Raw genomic sequence first — 17,190 nt, forward strand, 5'->3', positions numbered from 1 at the left:
CTCCCAGCCAATGTCCACGTCGCGGAAGTCGAAACGGTGCCGCTTACCTGTGTGTCGGAGATGGCGCGTAGATGCGGAACGAGCAGGATTACAAGCGCGAGACCGAGCCGAAGAGCCCTCACCGCTGGGCCCCCACTTCACTCACAACGGTGCTTCGTCGAGGTTCCAGGCAGAAGACTCCTGGAGCTGTCGGGCCGAAATCGCTCGCCCAGTTGACAGCGAACGTCCTGCGCGCAGTCAACGGCCCGCCCAGATCGATCACGGCGCCGACTCCAGCAGGGCTGCCGGGATACCTGGCGAGCTGCTTGACCCCCTCGTACACGTACACGTGGGCCGGCTGCCTTCGGAAGTACTGTGCGGTCGGACCCGTAACACCAACGGTCAGGAATGCGGACGAGCCAGTCACCTGCCAGCAGCCGTGCTGGCCCGTCTTCGAGCCGTTTCGGACGAGGACAGTGGCGGCCGGACTGACGTCCTCGAGGGCCGAGAGGCCGGCGTGGTGGTGACCGCGGCCACGAACGGCTGTTATGCGCGACACCCCCTTGCGCGTAGCGGCGTAGTCGAGGAAGCGAACGTCACGATTCCCTGTCGTGATGACCGAGTTCTCGGGCAGGGGCCAGGCGGCGATGCTGACGACGAAATGCGGGAGCTCCGAAACGAGAAGCTCCCCCGTTTCGTCTCGGCCGTTCCAGTGGTCCAGGACTCGGCCGGCAGGACGCGGTTCGCGATTGACTATGGTCTTCAGAACGGGTCCGACCGTCTTTCCGAGATCAGGATCGAGGGCCGCCTGACCCGCCTGGAGATGAACACGAGAGGCCCTCGAGAGCTCGTAGACGAGAATCGCGTCCGCCCTGCTGTAGTACGCGGGAGGCACGTCGAACATCTCGACCGTCTTGTTCGCCGGGAAGTAGACGCTCCGGCCCTTTCCCGTTCTCAGGTCGAGGCGGAACGAGTACGCCTCGTCCGGAACGACACGCCCCGAGTCGTCGCGCCCGTCCCATGAAAGCGTGAGACGGCCCGCGGCGACCTTCTTATCGGAGGCGACGGTCCGGATCACGAAGCCGTCTCGGTCCAGGACCTCGGCTCGCAGCCTGCCTCCCGAAGCAAGGTGCGCGGTGAGCCGGGCCTTCTGTCCGAGGCTCGGGAGGAAAGCAGCAGGGGCCACTTCGACGTGCTTGATGTGGCTGGCCGGGCGCCCTGCTCCCTCGGCGGCACGCGTGGAGAAGACTACGAGCAGGAGTAGAACGAGAGGACGGAACTTCCGAAGTTCCACGAGGACCTCCTTCGTCTCTGAGTTGCATTCTTCTGCCGGCAGTCGTGGCCGGCCTGGCTGGCGGTGTCGAGCTGGCGCGTGAGTTGCCTGTCGGCGGCGCCAGCTCGGTTGGCGGAGTCCGTGACGATCTCAGTTCGGACGCCGGGGGAGCGATGGCGTCGAGTCGCGAATCTCGGGGGCTACGGTGATCTGGCGCAGCGCACCCGGCGAGAGGTTGACGAACTCGGGGAGGTTTGCGGCGCGGTCGAGATCGACCCAACCTTCGAGCTGAACGGGAATCGTGTCCTGACCCATAGCATCGATATGAGTAAGCCAGAGCTGTGTGAGCGGACCTGTCGCCTTTGAGGCATAGACGAGCCACCGACCGTTTGGCGAGAAGCTGTGCCAGGAGTTCATACGGCCCGGAGCGTTGCAGGTCAGGCGTCGGGCCACTCCCCCTTCCGACGGCACGATGAATAGAGTGCTGTCGGGTCGATTGAGCATCATGCTGGTTGCTTGGCAGAAGACGATCCAGCGACCGTCGGGGGAGTACCGGGCGAAGAAGTTACTTCGGCCGTTGTCGGCCGCTCCAAGAACCCGCTCCGGGACGCCTCCTTTACCGCCGTTGAAGGGTATCCGGAAGAGGTCGAAGCAGATCTTCCGCTTGCCGTCTATGAAACCGGGAGCGATAGCGGATATGACGTCCGGCTCGATGACGCTGCCGTGTCGTGGAATTTCGGGAGCGCGGGCACGGGCGAAGAGGAGCCATCGGCCGTCAGGGCTGAAAGCCGGATTCGTCTGCACGAGGTCGGGAGAATCGGCTCCGGAGAGGGCCTGAAATCGACTGCTGGAGCGCTCGTAGGAGACACGGACCCCTCGCGTGGGGAAGAACAGCTGGGAGCAGTACGGATCAGACATGAATTTCAGGAAGATCGTCTCCTTGACCGTACTGACCACATGGCGACCGTCGGGAGAGATGGTCGAAAGGAACCCAAAGGTGCTCTCCCCGTCTCCGCGCTGATACTCGCCCCAGCTCATCATCTCGGGGCGGCCGATCTCGACGGTCGGGGCTACCGTGGCGATGGCGTAGGCCCCTTTGTCCGAGGCGAAATCGATGTCCATCGCGAGGGTCCGGCCGTCGGACGAGAAGGAATGGCAATTCGCGCAGGTCTGCATTCCCGCCAAGACCGTTCGAGGCGGATCGGCCGAGGAGACGTCGCCGAGCCTCCAGCGGATCAGCGGCTTGTGGTCCATTGCGAAGGCCACAGGAAGCGGGACCTCTCTATAGAAGATCGGGGCGCCCACGGGGTCGGGCGAGGTCTGGAAGGAGATCGACGCGCCTGGCTCTAAGGCTTCCCCTCTCTCGGATTCGATCCTTTGAACGAGAAGGCGCGCGGTTCGACCCACCGAGCGCGCCTTGATTCGCTGCCAGGCTTCCGCCTCCGGCCGCCACTCCCTTTTCTCGCAAACGTAGGTGACACCTTGAGCCTCACCCTGAATCTCGATGGTGACGCGCCAGTACGAAGCGCCTCGAGTGTCCTCCCAACGAAATGTCGGCGGCGCGAGATCTCGGGGGAAGACTGCTCCCTCCCGGGGAGCTGTGATGGCGATGGAAGGAGGAGGACGACTGCCATCGATGGTTGGCGAGGGCGCGGTCGCGAGCACAGCTGTCGCCAGGAGCACCGGCGCCGACCTTCGTCGTGATGTCATAGAGTCTCCTCGCCTTCGTAGAATCCGGAGATACGTGAATAGGGCCTGGATCTCAAACGGAGTCGCGCTAACACATGGTTCCCGCAACCAGGGCCAGATGGAGTCGAATTGAACGCTGATTCCACACCTCGTCCCGTGTTTCAAGCGTGGTCCACGAGTTCGCGCCGATGGGTGCTGCCCGCCATGAGAGGAATTGCGGTCCCTCTTCCCGCCCTTCTGCTCGCGGCGTGCACCCTCGCGGCACCGCCGGCGTCGAGTCGCGGCTCGGAAACGGACGAAGAGCCTCACCTTCACGAGAGCGCGGGTCCGGTGCCTTCCGGCGACACGCTGGCCGACGTCAGAATCACGCTGAGCGGCCGAGAGCTGGATGCTGGGGCGGGGGAATCGGTTGTCCTGACCTCGATCTTGCCGCTTCGGGTTCGAGAGACCCTGGTACTGAAGGACGCCGCAAGCGCGATTGCCAGGACGCTGGTCGACGGCTCAGAGGGCGCCCGGAATCTACCGGGACGCCTGGGATGGAACGGCTGCCGACGGGACACGGCTTCGGGACGGCCTCTATCGCTGGGTCGCCACTGTGGCGGACGGAGCGCACGAGCGGACGATCGATTGGACTGCCGAAAAGGACGGCGACGCCGAGGTCAAGTCGCATCCGGAGTACGCCAAGTGGGATCCGTTCGAGAGCGCGCCCCTGAAGTTCAGTCACAGGTTCGACAGACCGGGAGAGATCGTGTTGGTCTTTTCGAGGGAGACCTACTACGTCCACCTCTCGTGCGAGGCGCCGAGGTTCTTCTGCAGGTTTCTCGATGGTTTCCACCCCGCAGGGGAGTTCACGTACGAGTGGGCCGGGGTGGATGACGAGGGCAACTATCGGGATGACATCCGCGGGATCTTCGTGATCTCTCATCACGAGGAGCTCTCGAAGAACGGCGTTGTGGTTCACGGCGGACGGCCAGTCGTGACGAATGTCCGGGTGAAGCCGCCCCTCTACCGGCCTGGTCTGAGTTCTCAGGAGGTGAGCTTCGCGGTCAGTACCTATCGTGGTGAACATGTCTCTGCGGTGGTGACGTCGATGAACCTGGAGTCACGCTCGATTCTCAGGACTATCCGGGTAGGCGAGGTTGCGCCCGGTTCAGTGACAGTGCGTTGGGACGGCCGAGGAGAGAACGGCTCACTTGTGGCGCCGGGCCGCTACTTGATCGCGGTCGTGGTGACGGACTCGCTTGGCCAGAGTTCGCGGGGGGAGACCCTCGCGAGGGTCGACTACTGAGGCAGGGGGAAGGGGCCTCCCTGGAGGCGGCGTGGCCGGCCTCGTCTCTGGTGAGCCTGAAAGCATCGCGTGGGCTTCGATCTCGACGAGGAGATCGCTTCGGCACAAGCCCACCTGGATCCCGGTTGAGGCCGGAAGCGGGTTCAGATTCAGCGCCTCGAAGAACTCCGTTCGGATTTCGTTGAAGGCCGAATAGTCCCTCTCGATGTCGCGTAGGTAGCACGTACACCTCACGACGTCGTGCCACGTGGCCTGCCCGGCCTCGAGGAGCCGTGTCAGGTTTCTGTAGGCGCGCCAGCACTGTGCTCGGAAGTCACCCGGATGGAGCGTGAGGCCGAGCGGGCCGATGCTCGCGGTCCCGCTGAGGAACAGATGGGTGACTGGCCCGATGACGTCAACTCTCACTCCACGGGAGAAGGAGACTGGTTGCGGGTAGTTGGGTGCCTCGTTCAGGACATCGAGGGCGTGAACGGCGCTCTTCTGAATGTGGCGTCGGCAGGGCAGTCTCGCATCGCGTAGAGCGCCTGGCGGTGCAGGTGCGTCCGGTGGGAGGCCGAGAAAGCGGCGCTCTTCCTGCTCGGCAACGGTGTACGCCCGACACTGCCGAACCAGCGTCGCGGGGATTTCGTCGGGGACCATCTGTCGATCCTCCGCCCTTCTCGAGAATTCAGATGATTGCCGATGTCAGGAACGTGTAAACACTGAGGCTCGCCACCTCTGAGCTGTGAGGTGTCGATACCGGGATTCCGGGCTGCAAATCCCCGCGCTCCTCCCCGGTTGGCCGACAGGAGCTCGGTCAGTCGGTCCAACGACGACATCAGGCAGGGAGCGTGTAAGTCTCTACCAAAGAACAGCTTCCGGATCGCCGAAAACCCGGGAACCCGCACTCCGTGCCCTTCGGTGTCCGAAACCGAGAGGACCTATTGCGTCTCGACGCGGGCCCGAAGCGGCGCATCTCAAATCCCGGAGGCAGGACCCACACTTCTAAGCTCCGCAAGGAGGGCAGAAGTACAACAGGCGAAGCGAAGAAGTTCTCGAGATGTCCCGATGAGATGGGATCGCTCGAGCCCGGCTGGCGGGTCGCGTGCTCAGCGAGAGAGCGGGCGGGGCGGAAGAGCTCTCGGCAGCCTCCGGAAAGACCTCCCCGCCCATTTCGTCCTCGTGGGAAGGGACGACCCGTAGTTCAACGCCGGGGTCCGCTCGCACTCAGCGGAATTGCTGAAGGAGACGGCGCCCTGGACCATGGTGCGGCCCTGCCCCGGGTCACGGATGCCGGAAAGCGCAACGTCCTCTTCAACCTCGCCTGCGCCAACGCGCTCGCGGGCAGGACGTCCGAGGCCCTCGATCGCCTGGAGAAGGCCGTCGCCGAGGGCTTCGGGCCGCGCGAGGCGATCGAGGGGGACGACGACCTGGCGAGCCTGCGCGGCGAGGCGCGCTACGCGGAGATCGTCGCGAAGGCGAAGCCCGGGGCTGACGACCTGGCCGGGGCGACGGGCGAACGCCCTACGCCCCGCGCAGCTCCTCGAAGAACCGCGTGACGAGCGCGACGGCGACGTGCCGCCGGTAGGCGGCCGTGGAGCGGATGTCGTCGATCGGCGCGACGTCGCCGAGAACGGCGTCCCGAACTTCGGCGTCGGTGATTTCCGCGAGCGCGCGCGAGAGGCCGAGGGCACGCGTCGCCGGGCAGGAACGCGACGGTCGGAGCGACCGAGGCCATCGCGAGGCCGAGGCGCTTCGCCCGTCCGTTCTCCACGACCGCGACGCCCGCGAGGGCGACCTTCGAGATCGCCTGCGCCTGGCGGGTTCCGACCTTGCGCCATACGAAAGGGGCGCCGGCCGGAGGCAGAGCGATCTCGACCGCCTCGATCAGCTCGTCGGGGGCGAGGACGCTCCTGCGGTAGCCGGTGTAGAAGCTCGCGAGCGGAACGCGCCGCGCGCCGCGGATGCTCCTGAGGAGGAGCGTCGCGTCGAGGGCCGCGAGGGCGCAGACGCCGTCGGCGGCGGGGGAGCCGGAGGCGAGGTTCCCCGCGAGGGTGCCCCGGGCCTGGATCTGGAGGGCGCCGACGTCGCGGGCCATCGCCGCGAGAAGCGGACAGCGCGCGGCGACGCGGGCGTCCTTGCGCAGCTCGAGGTAGGTGACGGCGCCGCCGACCCGGAGCGTGTCGCCGTCGAGGGAGACTCTGCGCAGCCCCTCGAGCCGGGAGACGTCGACGACGAGCGGGAGCGTCCCTTCCGTTTCCGGCGGGGCGACGTGCCGCTCGACGAACCAGTCGGTGCCGCCGGCGAGAAGGACGGTCTTCTCGTTCCGCGCGGCACGCTCGGCGAGGAGGCCGAGCGCCGCTGGAAGGTCGCGGGGTGCGGTGAAGGGGTGAAGGGCGAGGCCGGCGACGCTCACGGGCGCACCTCGCGGCGCTTCGCGGCTTCGGTGACCGCGTTGACGATCCGCTGGTAGCCGGTGCAGCGGCAGACGTTGCCGGCGATCGCCTCGCGGATCTCCCCGTCGGTCGGCGCGGGCTTCTCGCGCAGGAGCGCCTCGGCCGAGAGGAGCATCCCGGGCGTGCAGATGCCGCACTGGGCGCCCCCTTCGGTCACCATCGCCTCCTGCAGCGGCGTCAGGTGCTGCGCGTCGCCGAGCCCTTCCACCGTCGTCACCTCGCGGCCGGCGCACTGGCCGAGGGCGACGAGGCAGGAGTTCACCGGGACGCCGTCGAGGAGGATCGTGCAGGCGCCGCACTCGCCCTCGCCGCACCCTTCCTTCGTCCCGGTCAGGCCGAGCCGTTCGCGCAGGACGTCGAGGAGGCGCGCGGCGGGAGGCGCCTCGAGCGTGAGGAGGGAGCCGTTGACCGTGAGCGTGACGCTCATCGCGCGTCTCCCTTCAGCGAGGCTTCGAAGAGGTCTTCGGGAAGGAGCGGAACGCGGTCGAGGACGAGGCCGGTGGCGTGCTCGATCGCCGCCGCGACGGCGGGGGCGCCGCCGTCCATCGGAAGCTCGCCCACGCCCTTCGCGCCGCCGGGCCCGCGGGAATAGGGAGCCTCGACGAGGATCGTCGTGAACGGGGGCGCGTCGAGGCTCGTCGGGACGATGTAGTTCGTCATCCTCGGGTTCAGGATCTTCCCGTCGCGCGTCACGAGCTTCTCCGTCAGCGCCCAGCCGATCGCCTGGAGCGTTCCGCCCTCCACCTGACCGGCGCAGAGGATCGGGTTCATCACGCGGCCGACGTCGACCGCGGCCCAGAAGCCGGTCACCTTCGTCTCGAACGTGTCGAGGTCGACCTCCACCTCCGCGACGTCGCAGGCCCATCCGTAGGCCGGGTAGGCGTCGCCCGAGTAGGTCGCGTCGTCCCAGACGACACCGGGTGGCGGCTCGTACTGCACGAGGGCCGTCGCGCGCCCGGGGTCGGCGGCGAGCCGGTCCCAGGCGGCCTCGCGGGAAACGCCCGTGGCCGTCGCCTCCTCGCCGACGCGCACACGGAGCTCCCCTGCCGCCTTCTCGACGATGGAGCCGACGACCATCACGGTGCGCGAGGCGACGGTCGGGCCCGAATCGGGGACGTGCTTCGTCGACGGGACGGCGAAATCGACGGCGTCCGTCGCGATGCCGAGGGCGTCGGCGGCGATCTGCCGGAAGACGGTCTCGGTCCCCTGGCCGATGTCGGTCGAGGCGGTCCTCACGCGGGCCCTCCCGCCGGGAAGGAGGTCGACCGCGATCTTCCCCTTCAGGTACTTCTCCCCCGAGCCGGTGAAGCCGGCGCCGTGGAGGAAGACGGCGGCGCCGATGCCGCGGGCGACGCGCCCGGTCACGACCGGCCCGCGCGCGCGCGCTTCTCGGCGAACCCGCTCGCGGCCATCGCCTTCTCGACGCACTCCTGGACGCCGACGGACTCTTTCAGCGTCTGCCCCGTCGCGGTCGTGTCGCCGAGGCGGAGGAGGTTCCTGCGCCGCAGCTCCATCGGGTCGATCCCGAGCGTCCGCGCGATACGGTCCATGTGCCGCTCGATCGCCCAGACGGTCTGCGGGGCGCCGAAGCCGCGGAAGGCGCCGTTCGGCGGCGTGTTCGTGGCGACGGCGAGCGCCTCGACGGTCACGTCCTCCCAGCGGTAGGCGCCGCAGGCGTGGAGGGCGCCGCGCGAGAGGACCACCGACGTGAGCGTCGCGTACGCGCCGCCGTCGAAGAGGATGCGGATCGAGACGGCGCGGAGCGTCCCGTCCCGGTCGCAGCCGCTCGCGATCTCGACGTGCGAGGGGTGCCGCTTCGTGGAGGCCTCGACGTCCTCCTGGCGGCCGTAGACGAGCTTCACGGGACGGCCCGACTTCTTCGCGAGGAGGAGGGCGTGGAGGGCGACGAGCGTCGGGTATTCCTCCTTGCCGCCGAAGCCGCCGCCGGTGACGGCCTGGGTCACGTCGACGCCGTCGTCGGGGAGGCCGAAGACCCCCTTGATTCCCTTCTGGACGTAGAACGGGCACTGGAGCGACCCCTCGACGTGCGCGCCCTCGGCGTCCCAGAACGCGATCATTCCGTTCGGCTCGATGTAGACGTGCTCCTGCCAGCCCGTCTCGTAGACGCCCCGGACGACGACCTCGCACCCGTCGACGGCGTCTCCGCCGCGCCCCTTCGTGATCCGGTAGCGCTTGAAGACGTTGTCGGGCGGGCGGATCACCTCCCGCGCCGCGAGGGCCTCGTCGATCGTCAGGACCGGCGGGAGCGGCTCGACGCGGAGCGCGACGTGCTTCAGCGCCTTCTCGAGGCGCAGCCGGTCCTCGCAGGCCAGGAGTGCCACCGGTTCGTAGGCGTGCCGGATCTCGTCTTCTGCCAGGACCGGCTGGTCGGTCTCGATGAGCGGTACGGCGTTCACCGGGACGTCGGCGGCGGTGACGACGGTGATCCCGGTCCAGTCGAAGGCGGGATCGAAGTCGATGCCGAGGAGGCGGCCGCGGGCGACGTCGCTGCGGACGGTCGCGCCGTGGAGCATCCCGGGGAGGACGAGGTCGTCGACGTAACGTGCCGACCCGGCCGCCTTCGCGGGGCCGTCGACGCGGGGAACGGACTTTCCGACAGAGGGCGCCATCGAGCGAGTCTACCCGCCCGGGGGCTCGCCGTCAGGGGCGCGAAGGGCGGTCCAGGATCTCCCTGAGGGCGGCCTCGAGCGTCCCGAAGCGGAACTTGAAACCGAGGGCCGAGGCTTTCGTGGGAAGGACCCTCTGCCCGTCGAGGACCAGGGAGGCCATCTCTCCCATCGCGGCGCGGATCGCGAAGGCGGGGGCCGGGGCGAAGGCGGGGCGGTGGAGGACCCGGCCGAGCGTCGAGGCGAACTCCTTCATCGTGACCGGAGCGGGGGCCGTGGCGTTGACCGGGCCCTCGAACCGGCGATCCTCGAGCAGCGCGACGAGGAGCGCGACGAGGTCGTCGCGGTGGATCCACGGCATCCACTGGTTCCCGCTCCCGAGCGGGCCGCCGAGACCGAGGCGGAACGGAAGGAGCATTTTCGAGAGAGCTCCTCCCTCCTCGCCGAGGACGATCCCGATGCGCAGGAGGACGAGGCGGACCCCCTCGGGAGCGGCCCGTCGCGCCGCCTCTTCCCATGCGACCGTCGTCTCGGCGAGGAATCCGGTGCCGGGCCCGGTCGCCTCGGACACCTCTTCGTCTCCGCGGTTTCCGTAGAAACCGACGGCCGACGCGTTGACGAGAACGGCCGGACGGCTCTTCGCGGCCCTGATCGCCGCGCCGACCCGTTCGGCGGCGCTGGCCCGGCTACCGACGATCCGGGCCTTCGCCGGCGCGGTCCATCGCTGGGCGATCGTCTCCCCGGCGAGGTTGACGACGGCGCCGGCGCCGTCGACGGCCGAGGCCAGCTCGTTCCACGAGACCGCACGGGCTCCCCCTGGAACCGGCGCGTTCGCCGGGTCACGCGTGACGACGTCCACCGCGTGTCCTTTTTCGAGAAGGGCGGCGACGAGTCCTCTCCCGAGGAAGCCGGTCCCGCCGGTGACGACGACCTTCATCAGGAGGGCTCCGTCACTTCTCCCCGCGGCGGATTTGATCGATCGCCCGGTCCCGGTCGGCCTCGATGCGCGACCGGTCGACGCGGTACTCCTCCTCGGCCTTCTCCCGCTCGGAGGGTTCGAGGACTTTCCTCAGGGCGTCCCTGAAGAGGATCTCCCTTTCGGCGAGGCGGGCCGTGCCGACCGACCGCGCCTCGGCGATGGCGGCTTTCTGGCTGTCGGAGAGGGTCTTCTCCTCGATTCCGGCCTCGCGGTCAGCCGCGTGGAGGCGCTCCATGGCGAGGTCGAAGGCGGACTTCGGTACATTCGACATGGTGACATCGTAACGTTCCAGAGGAGCGTAGGGATCTCGTGACGGTTCTGGCAGCTATCCCGCTCGCAGTCTTGCTCCTCGCGGGCCCCGCCGGCGCGCAGCCGGCCGGCCGTGGCGCGGGGCCCCAGGACCTGCCGTTCCCGGCCGAGGAGCTGATCCGGAAGGTGGCCTTCGCCCAGCGCCGGGTCGACCGGTCCCTCACCGACTACACGTTCGACCAGGTCGAGGTGCGGACGTCGTGGGGCAAGGGCGGACGTCAGAAGGAGACCCGCCGCCGCCTCTTCCACTACTTCTCGGGGGAGAGGCCGGGAGAAGCGACCCGCGAGCTCGTCGAGGTCGACGGGCGGCCGGCCACCCCGGAGGAGAGACGCGATCAGGCGGAAGAGGACGCGAAGCAACGGCGGCGGGACGTCGAGCGGCGTGCCGGGGCCGACGCCTCGCGGCCGCCGGCCGTCTCCGGCGAGGAAGAGGACCCGCTCGTCGGGCCCCGGCGCCTCTCCGACCTGGTCGCCCGTTTCGACTACCGCCTCGACGGGGCCGTCGAGGAGGACGGGCGGCTGCTCTACGCGCTCGCGTTCTCGCCGAAGCCGGGACTTCCGGCCGGCTCCCTCGGTGACCGGGCGCTGAACGCTCTCGCCGGCCGGGTCCTCGTCGACGCCTCGGACTTCCAGATCGTCTCGGTCGAGGCCCGTCTCGTTCGGCCCGTGAAGGTCAGCGGCGGGATCGCCGCGAACGTGAAGGAGGCGACGATCTCGTACCGCGGGTCGCGGCTCCCCCACGGGGTGTGGTTCCCGTGCGTCATCGACCTTCACCTCAGGGGAAAGACGGCCGTCTTCTTCAACCTCGACACGTCGTTCCGCTTCGAGTTCTCCGGCTTCGCCAGCTTCTCGGTCGAAACCGACAGCGACGTCGGCGGGCCGGACGCCGCCTCCGTACAATCCGCCCGATGACTCCTTCCAAGCGCCGCATCGTCCTCGGGGTGGCCCTCGCCGGGGCCTTCGCCGGCATCTTCCTCGCCTACCGTTCTTCGCTCGTCCCGGCGACCCACGCCGACCACGACCACGGGATCCTGAACCTGGACGCGGGAGGCCACCTCGACGTGGAGACCCGCGACGGGAGGGGCCGCAACCTCGTCGGCGCGCCCGGAAAGGTGCTCGTCGTCCACTTCGTCGATCCCGACGACGGCGCCGCGGCCCAGGAGCTCCGCGAGCTCTTCGCCTACCAGGAGACGCGCGGTGCGGACGCCTCGGCGGAGATCGTCGTCCTCGTGAAGACCGACTCCTTCGCCGCGCTCGACGCCTGGCTCGCGAAGAACGGCCTCGTGCCGCCCGTCCCTGCTTCCCTGACGGTCGACCCGGAGGGGAAGACGACGCTGAAGTTCAACAACAAGCGGGCGCTCGAGACGATGTTCTTCGGGCCCGACGGAAAGCTCGCCTCGCAGGCTCGCGGCCGGCTCGACTGGAAGCTCGATGCCCGGCGCCGGATCGCCGAGGCGGGCGCCGGCGCGAGCATCGAGTAGGCGCGACGGCAGAACGGGAGAAAGCTACCGGATCGTCAGCGGGGGCGCCGTCAGGACGCCCTTCTGCTGCTCGGCTTCGATCTGCCGGAGGGCAGGCCGAATCGGCTCGAGGAGCCTGATGATGGAGGTGAAGGAGCTCTCGTCCTCCTCCTCGCCCGAAAGTCTCGCGGCGAGCGTCTCGAACGGGTTCCTCTCCCTCGGGAAGACGGCGACCTTCACCTTCTCGCCCTCCGGGATCTTCGCGGCCGCCTTCGCGAGCTTCAGGGCCGTGGCGTAGCCCCCCAGCTCGTCGACGAGGCCGATCGCCTTCGCGTCCTCCCCGGTCCAGACGCGCCCCTTGGCGATCTCGAGGACCTTCTCTTTCGGGAGCTTCCGCCCGTCGGCGACCTTCGACGTGAAGTCTTCGTAGATCCGGTCGAGCCAGGCGTTGAACCTGTCCCATTCCGCGGGCGAGAAGCTCCGCGAGGCGTTCCACATGTTCGCGTTCGCGCCGACCTCGACCTGGTCGAACGTCAGGCCGACCTTCTCCCACATCGCCGGCGTCACCATCTTCCCGGCGAGGACGCCGATCGACCCGGTGATCGTCCCGGGCTGGGCGACGATCTTGTCGGCCGGCATCGCCACGAAGTAGCCCCCCGAGGCCGCCACCTCACCCATCGAGATGATCACGGGCTTGCCCGCCTTCTTCGCGAGGACGACCTCCCGCCAGATCGTGTCGGAGGCGACGTAGGAGCCGCCGGGGCTGGAGACCCGGAAGAGAATCGCCGCGACGTCGTCGTCCTCGACGGCCGTCCGGATCGCCTTCGCCACCGTCTCCGAGCCCATCGACTGGCCGCCCGTGAGGGCGTTCCCGCTGCTGGGGCCGCGCACGACGCCCCCGATGCCGTAGACGAGGGCGATCGTCCGCTTCCCTTCGGCGTGGGGCCGGCCTTCCTTTTTCAGGTAGGCCGAGAGGCCGAAGAACCGCGCGTCCGCGCCCCCCTTCTTCACCAGCTTGTCGTGGACCTCGTCCCGGTAGGCGAGCCCGTCGACGAGCCTGGCCTCGAGGGCCTCGGGGCCGAGGAAGGGGCCCCGGTCGACGAGGGCGCGGACCTCGTCCTCCGACATCTTCCGCCCCTCGGCGATCCCCTTCACCATCTGCCCGTAGATCGACTCGATCAGCGCCTTCGTCGCCTCCCGGTGGGCGTCGGTGAACTTCGTCTCCGTGTACTGGTTCATCGCGTTCTTGAACTCGTGACGCTGCCCGAACTCGGGCTTGACGCCGAGCTTGTCGAGGACGCCGCGCAGGAAGGGGCTCTCGCCCACGAGGCCGTTCAGGCCGAGGTCGCCCGAGGGCTGGAGCCAGATCTCGTCGAACGCCGTCGCGAGGTAGTAGGGGCCGTTGCCGGGCCCGAACTCGCCGAACGTCTCCGAGTAGGCGACCGCGAACTTCTTCTTCGCCCGGAAGGCCTTCACGGCGTCGCGGATCTCCTGGATCTCGGCGACGCCGATCGGCGCGGCGCCGAGACGCGCGACGAGCCCGACGACGTGCGGGTCGTCCCCCGCCTTCTCGAGCGCGTCGACGACGTCGCGGAGCGTGAGCGTTCGCTCGCCTCCGAACGCGGCGAAGGGGTTGTCGGGCTGCGTCTCGGGAATCCCGCGCTCGAGGTCGAGCTCCAGGATCGCCTTCTTCGGAACCGACGGCTTCCCCATGCCGCTGACGAAGATGCCGGCCCCGACGAGGACGGCGCCGAAGACGGAGATGACGAGAACGAGAACGAGGAGACCTTTTCCACCCTTGGTCATGAGACCCTCTTGGCCGCCCGGCTCATTCCCCGGCAGCGCGGACGATTATCGTCCGCAGCGCGCGGGGTGCGGGAATCACGCGGGCGACGGAGCCGTTGGGGAGGCGATGGGGCGATACGAGGAGCTGATGGACGCGTTCGCGACGTGCCGGGAGACGGCCGAGCTGCGCCCGCTGACGCTCGGGGAGGCGTTCTCGAGCCTGAAAGAGTCGGGCTTCGTCTTCGTCTGCGTCCTCCAGGCGCTCCCGTTCCTCCAGCCTGTGGCCCTCGGCCCCGTCTCGACGGCCCTCGGCCTCTCGCTCGCGATCCTCGGCTGGCAGATGGCGCGGGGCCGCCCTTCGCCCTGGCTTCCGGCGCGGGTCGCGGCCTGGGCACCCGGTCCTGCCGCCTGGCGGAGGCTGTTTGGCGTCGCCACGAAGGTCCTGGGCTTCTGCCGCCGCTTCACCCGTCGCCGCCGGACGGAGTGGGTGACGGGGGAGAATGGGCGCCGCGCAGGGGGCCTGATGATCGCGGTCGCGGGCCTTCTCATCTCGGTGCCGCTGGCCGGGATGCCGTTCAGCAATTCCCTCCCGGCCCTCGCCGTCGTCTTCGTCGCCCTCGGCGAGCTGGAGGAGGACGGCCTCATGCTCGTGGCGGCGATGGGGACGCTCGTCCTGACCGTCCTCTACTTCGCCGCGCTCGTGGTCCTCCTCGTCTGGGCGGGGGGAGCGGCGTTCGAGAAGCTGGGACTCTAGGGCAGGCCGTCCGGGCGCTCGCGGCTCCGCGGCGAGGGGATGCCTCGGGCGCCGACCCGTGTCAGACTCGCGGGCACTATTCTTGGAGAATCCCGAGCCCGAGAGGAGGCCGTATGAAGCGTGCCCGTTCGATGACCGTTCCCGTTCTCGCCCTGGTCCTCGCCCTTCCCGCCGCAGCCCAGGAGCCGAAGACCGCGGCGAAGGAGACGAAACCGGCTTCCCAGCCCGCCGCCGCACCGGGCCAGGAAGCGATGATGAAGGCCTGGGCGGCCGCCATGACTCCGGGCGAGCCGCACGCGCGGCTCGCGAAGCTCGCCGGCTCCTGGATCGTGAAGACGAAGTCCTGGATGGACCCGGCTCAGCCTCCGGAAGAGACGACGGGGACGTGCGAGTTCCGGATGGTCCTCGGTGGCCGATACCTCGAGCAGAAGTTCGAGGGCTCGATGATGGGGCAGCCCTTCTCGGGCATCGGCTTCACCGGCTACGACAACACCAAGAAGAAGTACGAGGCGTACTGGATCGACTCGGCCGGCACCGGGATGCTCGTGCTGGCGGGGACCCGCGACGCGTCCGGGAAGAAGACCGTCTACACGGGCTCGATGATCGACCCGACGAACGGGAAGAAGGTCGCCCTCCGGACCGTCGACACCGAGGTCGACGACGACACGCTCCTCTTCGAGATGTGGATGTCGGGCCCCGACGGGAAGATGGCCAAGTCGATGGAGATGACCTACACGCGGAAGAAGTAGGCGGCGCGAGCCGCCCCGGGTCCCGCCCGCGTCCGGGGACGCGGGCGGGGCCGCTCGCCGTCGCTCAGGGGGCGATCATCGCCTCCCAGACGGCGCGCGACATCTTCCGCGTCGTCTCGACGACCCGCTTGCGCCCTTCCTCGCTGGCGCCGAAATCCGTCGCGAGGAGGACGAGGACGTACTCGCGCCCGTCGGGGAGCCTCACGAAGGCCGCGTCGTGCTGCACCTTCGAGATGCTCCCGGTCTTGTGTGCCACGACCGCCCCCGCCTGCTTCGGGATGCCGGCCGGGATCTGGCCGTTGAACTCCTGCGCGGCGAGGATCTCGAAAGCGAGGCGGCGGGCCTCCACGGAGAGCTTCGGCGACCTCACGGCCGCCTCCATCAGCGCCGCCATGCCCTCGGCGTCGGTCTCGTTCGAGATGCCGGCCTGGTAGGCCTTCTCGTCCTCGACCATCCGCCGGACCTTCACGCCCGGCGCGCCGAGCGCGTCGGCGAAGGCCTGGACGTCCCTGGGCGGGCAGAGGCCGAGCATCAGGTTCGTCGCGACGTTCGACGAGCGGACGATCATCTCCCGCATGAGGAAATCGAGCCGCGCCGGCTGCGTCAGGTAGGGCACGAGCCGGCCGTCGCTCTCGGGGTCCATCTCGACGCGGAACGGCGAGCCGTCGACGGCGCTCGAGAAGCAGTCGACGACGGGGATTCCCGTCGAGAGGGAGAGCGTCTTCTCGTCGACGCGCCGCAGCGCCTCGAGGAGGACGGCCGTCTTCATCGTGCTCGCCGCGTGCATCGTCGTCGTCGCGTTGCGTTTCACGGTCCCGCCCGTCTGCAGGTCCTTCACGACGATCCCGAACGTCGCCTTCCCTTCCGCGGCGAGCGCGTCGAGGGCCTTCCCGAGCGCCTCGGCCTTCGCCGGCGTCAGGCCGGAGGGGCGGGGGGCGCCGGGGAGCGCGGCGAGGCGCCGGGCGTAGCGGAAACGCGGGGCCATCCGCTCGCTCGCCCAGGGCATCTCCTGGGTCGAGGGGACGCGGTGGCTCGTCGCCTGCAGGACGTTTCCCTCACCCGTCCAGAAGCCGACGTGGTCGATCTTCGTCTCCGTTCCGAAGAAGACGAGGTCGCCCGGAGCGAGCTCCTCGAAGCGGACCGGGACGAGCTGCGGGTCGCGGAAGCACATCTCCGAGCTGTTGCGCATGAGGAGGACCCCGTGCCGCTCGAGGACCCGCCAGACGAGGCCGGAGCAGTCGAATCCCCAGGGCGTCGTCCCGCCCCAGGTGTAGGGGGCGCCGAGGAAGCGCCTGGCCATCGCGAGCCACGAGGCGGGATCGAGGACGGGTGGCATCGCGCTCGTCCGTTCCTCCGCGACGTCCTCGCCGGCGACGTAGCCGGTCTGCCCGTCGGGCAGGACGACCTCCCGCCAGACGTACCCGTCCTTCTCGAGCGTTCGGAGCCCTCCGAGGCGTGCTCCCAACGGGGCCGTCGCGAGCGGCGCAGAGGCCATGAAGCTGGGCTCGCGGTAGACGTGCGCGAGGTTCGAGGTCACCTCGAGCCGCTCGGCGGACGGGTCGGCGAGGCCGGGCCGCACGGCCGTCGCCTCGATCCACCCCCGCGAACCGGAGCGGGTCTTCACGAAGAGGAAGCGCCCGTCGGCGCGCGACGTCTCGACCGCCTCGCCGAGAATCGCCTGGTCCTCGACGGGCGCCGCCGCCTCGGGGCGGGCGAGGACGTTGGCGACCGGGACGACGACGACGGCGGCCGCGGGAGCGGCCGCCGTCTGGCCGGCGGCAGGGAGGGCGAGGAGCAGGAGGAGGGAAACGGCCCGGAGCAACCGGGTCGCGCTGAGAGGACTCATCGTGCCCATAATCGTCG

13 protein-coding genes and 2 pseudogenes are annotated in these 17,190 nt (G+C 69.1%); 5 read left to right on the forward strand and 10 right to left on the reverse strand.

Going from position 1 to position 17,190, the window contains the following annotated elements; translation table 11 throughout:
• Nucleotides 1-118 precede the first annotated feature (118 nt).
• Nucleotides 119-1,273 (reverse strand): hypothetical protein, encoded by a 1,155-nt coding sequence (locus IPN03_08350; protein MBK9373729.1) that lies wholly within the window; start codon nt 1,271-1,273, stop codon nt 119-121.
• A gap of 129 nt (nt 1,274-1,402) precedes the next feature.
• On the reverse strand, nt 1,403-2,935 hold the full coding sequence (locus IPN03_08355; protein ID MBK9373730.1) for a PD40 domain-containing protein: 1,533 nt from the start codon (nt 2,933-2,935) through the stop codon (nt 1,403-1,405).
• Nucleotides 2,936-3,536: 601 nt separating this feature from the next.
• Here IPN03_08355 and IPN03_08360 point away from each other — a divergent pair.
• Complete coding sequence (locus IPN03_08360; protein MBK9373731.1) at nt 3,537-4,229, forward strand: hypothetical protein; 693 nt, start codon at nt 3,537-3,539, stop codon at nt 4,227-4,229.
• On the opposite strand, the gene IPN03_08365 is transcribed toward IPN03_08360, so the two are convergent.
• The 6 genes and pseudogenes from IPN03_08365 to IPN03_08390 all read right to left on the reverse strand — a co-directional run bounded on the left by IPN03_08365 (nt 4,131) and on the right by IPN03_08390 (nt 10,541).
• Nucleotides 4,131-4,868 carry a RidA family protein gene (locus IPN03_08365; GenBank protein ID MBK9373732.1) on the reverse strand — a complete coding sequence of 246 codons (738 nt, stop codon included), beginning with the start codon at nt 4,866-4,868 and terminating at the stop codon, nt 4,131-4,133. The genes IPN03_08360 and IPN03_08365 overlap by 99 nt on opposite strands.
• Before the next feature lie 864 nt (nt 4,869-5,732).
• Nucleotides 5,733-6,624, reverse strand: a pseudogene (locus tag IPN03_08370) (FAD binding domain-containing protein).
• Nucleotides 6,621-7,091: a (2Fe-2S)-binding protein gene (locus IPN03_08375; GenBank protein MBK9373733.1), complete on the reverse strand. Its 471-nt coding sequence runs from the start codon at nt 7,089-7,091 to the stop codon at nt 6,621-6,623. The pseudogene IPN03_08370 and the gene IPN03_08375 overlap by 4 nt, the downstream one beginning before the upstream one ends.
• Nucleotides 7,088-9,294 (reverse strand): annotated as a pseudogene (locus tag IPN03_08380) (xanthine dehydrogenase family protein molybdopterin-binding subunit). The gene IPN03_08375 and the pseudogene IPN03_08380 overlap by 4 nt, the downstream one beginning before the upstream one ends.
• 31 nt (nt 9,295-9,325) lie before the next feature.
• Nucleotides 9,326-10,228 carry a TIGR01777 family protein gene (locus tag IPN03_08385; protein ID MBK9373734.1) on the reverse strand — a complete coding sequence of 301 codons (903 nt, stop codon included), beginning with the start codon at nt 10,226-10,228 and terminating at the stop codon, nt 9,326-9,328.
• 13 nt (nt 10,229-10,241) lie between these two features.
• Nucleotides 10,242-10,541, reverse strand: a complete 300-nt coding sequence (locus IPN03_08390; protein ID MBK9373735.1) for a hypothetical protein — start codon at nt 10,539-10,541, stop codon at nt 10,242-10,244.
• A 38-nt stretch (nt 10,542-10,579) separates the two neighbouring features.
• Here IPN03_08390 and IPN03_08395 point away from each other — a divergent pair, with 38 nt between their 5' ends.
• Both IPN03_08395 and IPN03_08400 read left to right on the forward strand, forming a co-directional pair.
• Nucleotides 10,580-11,491 (forward strand): hypothetical protein, encoded by a 912-nt coding sequence (locus IPN03_08395; protein MBK9373736.1) that lies wholly within the window; start codon nt 10,580-10,582, stop codon nt 11,489-11,491.
• On the forward strand, nt 11,488-12,060 hold the full coding sequence (locus IPN03_08400; GenBank protein ID MBK9373737.1) for a hypothetical protein: 573 nt from the start codon (nt 11,488-11,490) through the stop codon (nt 12,058-12,060). The genes IPN03_08395 and IPN03_08400 overlap by 4 nt, the downstream gene beginning before the upstream one ends.
• A gap of 24 nt (nt 12,061-12,084) precedes the next feature.
• On the opposite strand, the gene sppA is transcribed toward IPN03_08400, so the two are convergent.
• A complete protein-coding gene (sppA, locus tag IPN03_08405; protein MBK9373738.1) occupies nt 12,085-13,845 on the reverse strand; it encodes a signal peptide peptidase SppA in 1,761 nt (586 codons plus the stop codon).
• Nucleotides 13,846-13,951: 106 nt separating this feature from the next.
• On the opposite strand from sppA, the gene IPN03_08410 reads away from it, so the two are divergent.
• Together IPN03_08410 and IPN03_08415 are read left to right on the forward strand one after the other, a co-directional pair.
• Entirely contained in the window at nt 13,952-14,578 is a 627-nt protein-coding gene (locus IPN03_08410; protein ID MBK9373739.1) for an exopolysaccharide biosynthesis protein, read from the forward strand.
• Between the two features lie 113 nt (nt 14,579-14,691).
• Nucleotides 14,692-15,327 carry a DUF1579 domain-containing protein gene (locus IPN03_08415; GenBank protein ID MBK9373740.1) on the forward strand — a complete coding sequence of 212 codons (636 nt, stop codon included), beginning with the start codon at nt 14,692-14,694 and terminating at the stop codon, nt 15,325-15,327.
• A gap of 64 nt (nt 15,328-15,391) precedes the next feature.
• On the opposite strand, the gene IPN03_08420 is transcribed toward IPN03_08415, so the two are convergent.
• Complete coding sequence (locus tag IPN03_08420; protein ID MBK9373741.1) at nt 15,392-17,173, reverse strand: serine hydrolase; 1,782 nt, start codon at nt 17,171-17,173, stop codon at nt 15,392-15,394.
• Nucleotides 17,174-17,190 lie beyond the last annotated feature (17 nt).

This window comes from Holophagales bacterium, assembly GCA_016719485.1.
Taxonomy (GTDB): domain Bacteria; phylum Acidobacteriota; class Thermoanaerobaculia; order UBA5066; family UBA5066; genus UBA5066.

What these genes read in the sequence shown, in the direction of transcription:
- IPN03_08365 (MBK9373732.1), bottom strand. Translation starts at nt 4,868, where the DNA reads ATGGTCCCCGACGAAATCCCCGCGACGCTGGTTCGGCAGTGTCGGGCG.
- IPN03_08375 (MBK9373733.1), bottom strand. Translation starts at nt 7,091, where the DNA reads ATGAGCGTCACGCTCACGGTCAACGGCTCCCTCCTCACGCTCGAGGCG.
- IPN03_08385 (MBK9373734.1), bottom strand. Translation starts at nt 10,228, where the DNA reads ATGAAGGTCGTCGTCACCGGCGGGACCGGCTTCCTCGGGAGAGGACTC.
- IPN03_08390 (MBK9373735.1), bottom strand. Translation starts at nt 10,541, where the DNA reads ATGTCGAATGTACCGAAGTCCGCCTTCGACCTCGCCATGGAGCGCCTC.
- IPN03_08400 (MBK9373737.1), top strand. Translation starts at nt 11,488, where the DNA reads ATGACTCCTTCCAAGCGCCGCATCGTCCTCGGGGTGGCCCTCGCCGGG.
- sppA (MBK9373738.1), bottom strand. Translation starts at nt 13,845, where the DNA reads ATGACCAAGGGTGGAAAAGGTCTCCTCGTTCTCGTTCTCGTCATCTCC.
- IPN03_08410 (MBK9373739.1), top strand. Translation starts at nt 13,952, where the DNA reads ATGGGGCGATACGAGGAGCTGATGGACGCGTTCGCGACGTGCCGGGAG.
- IPN03_08415 (MBK9373740.1), top strand. Translation starts at nt 14,692, where the DNA reads ATGAAGCGTGCCCGTTCGATGACCGTTCCCGTTCTCGCCCTGGTCCTC.
- IPN03_08420 (MBK9373741.1), bottom strand. Translation starts at nt 17,173, where the DNA reads ATGAGTCCTCTCAGCGCGACCCGGTTGCTCCGGGCCGTTTCCCTCCTC.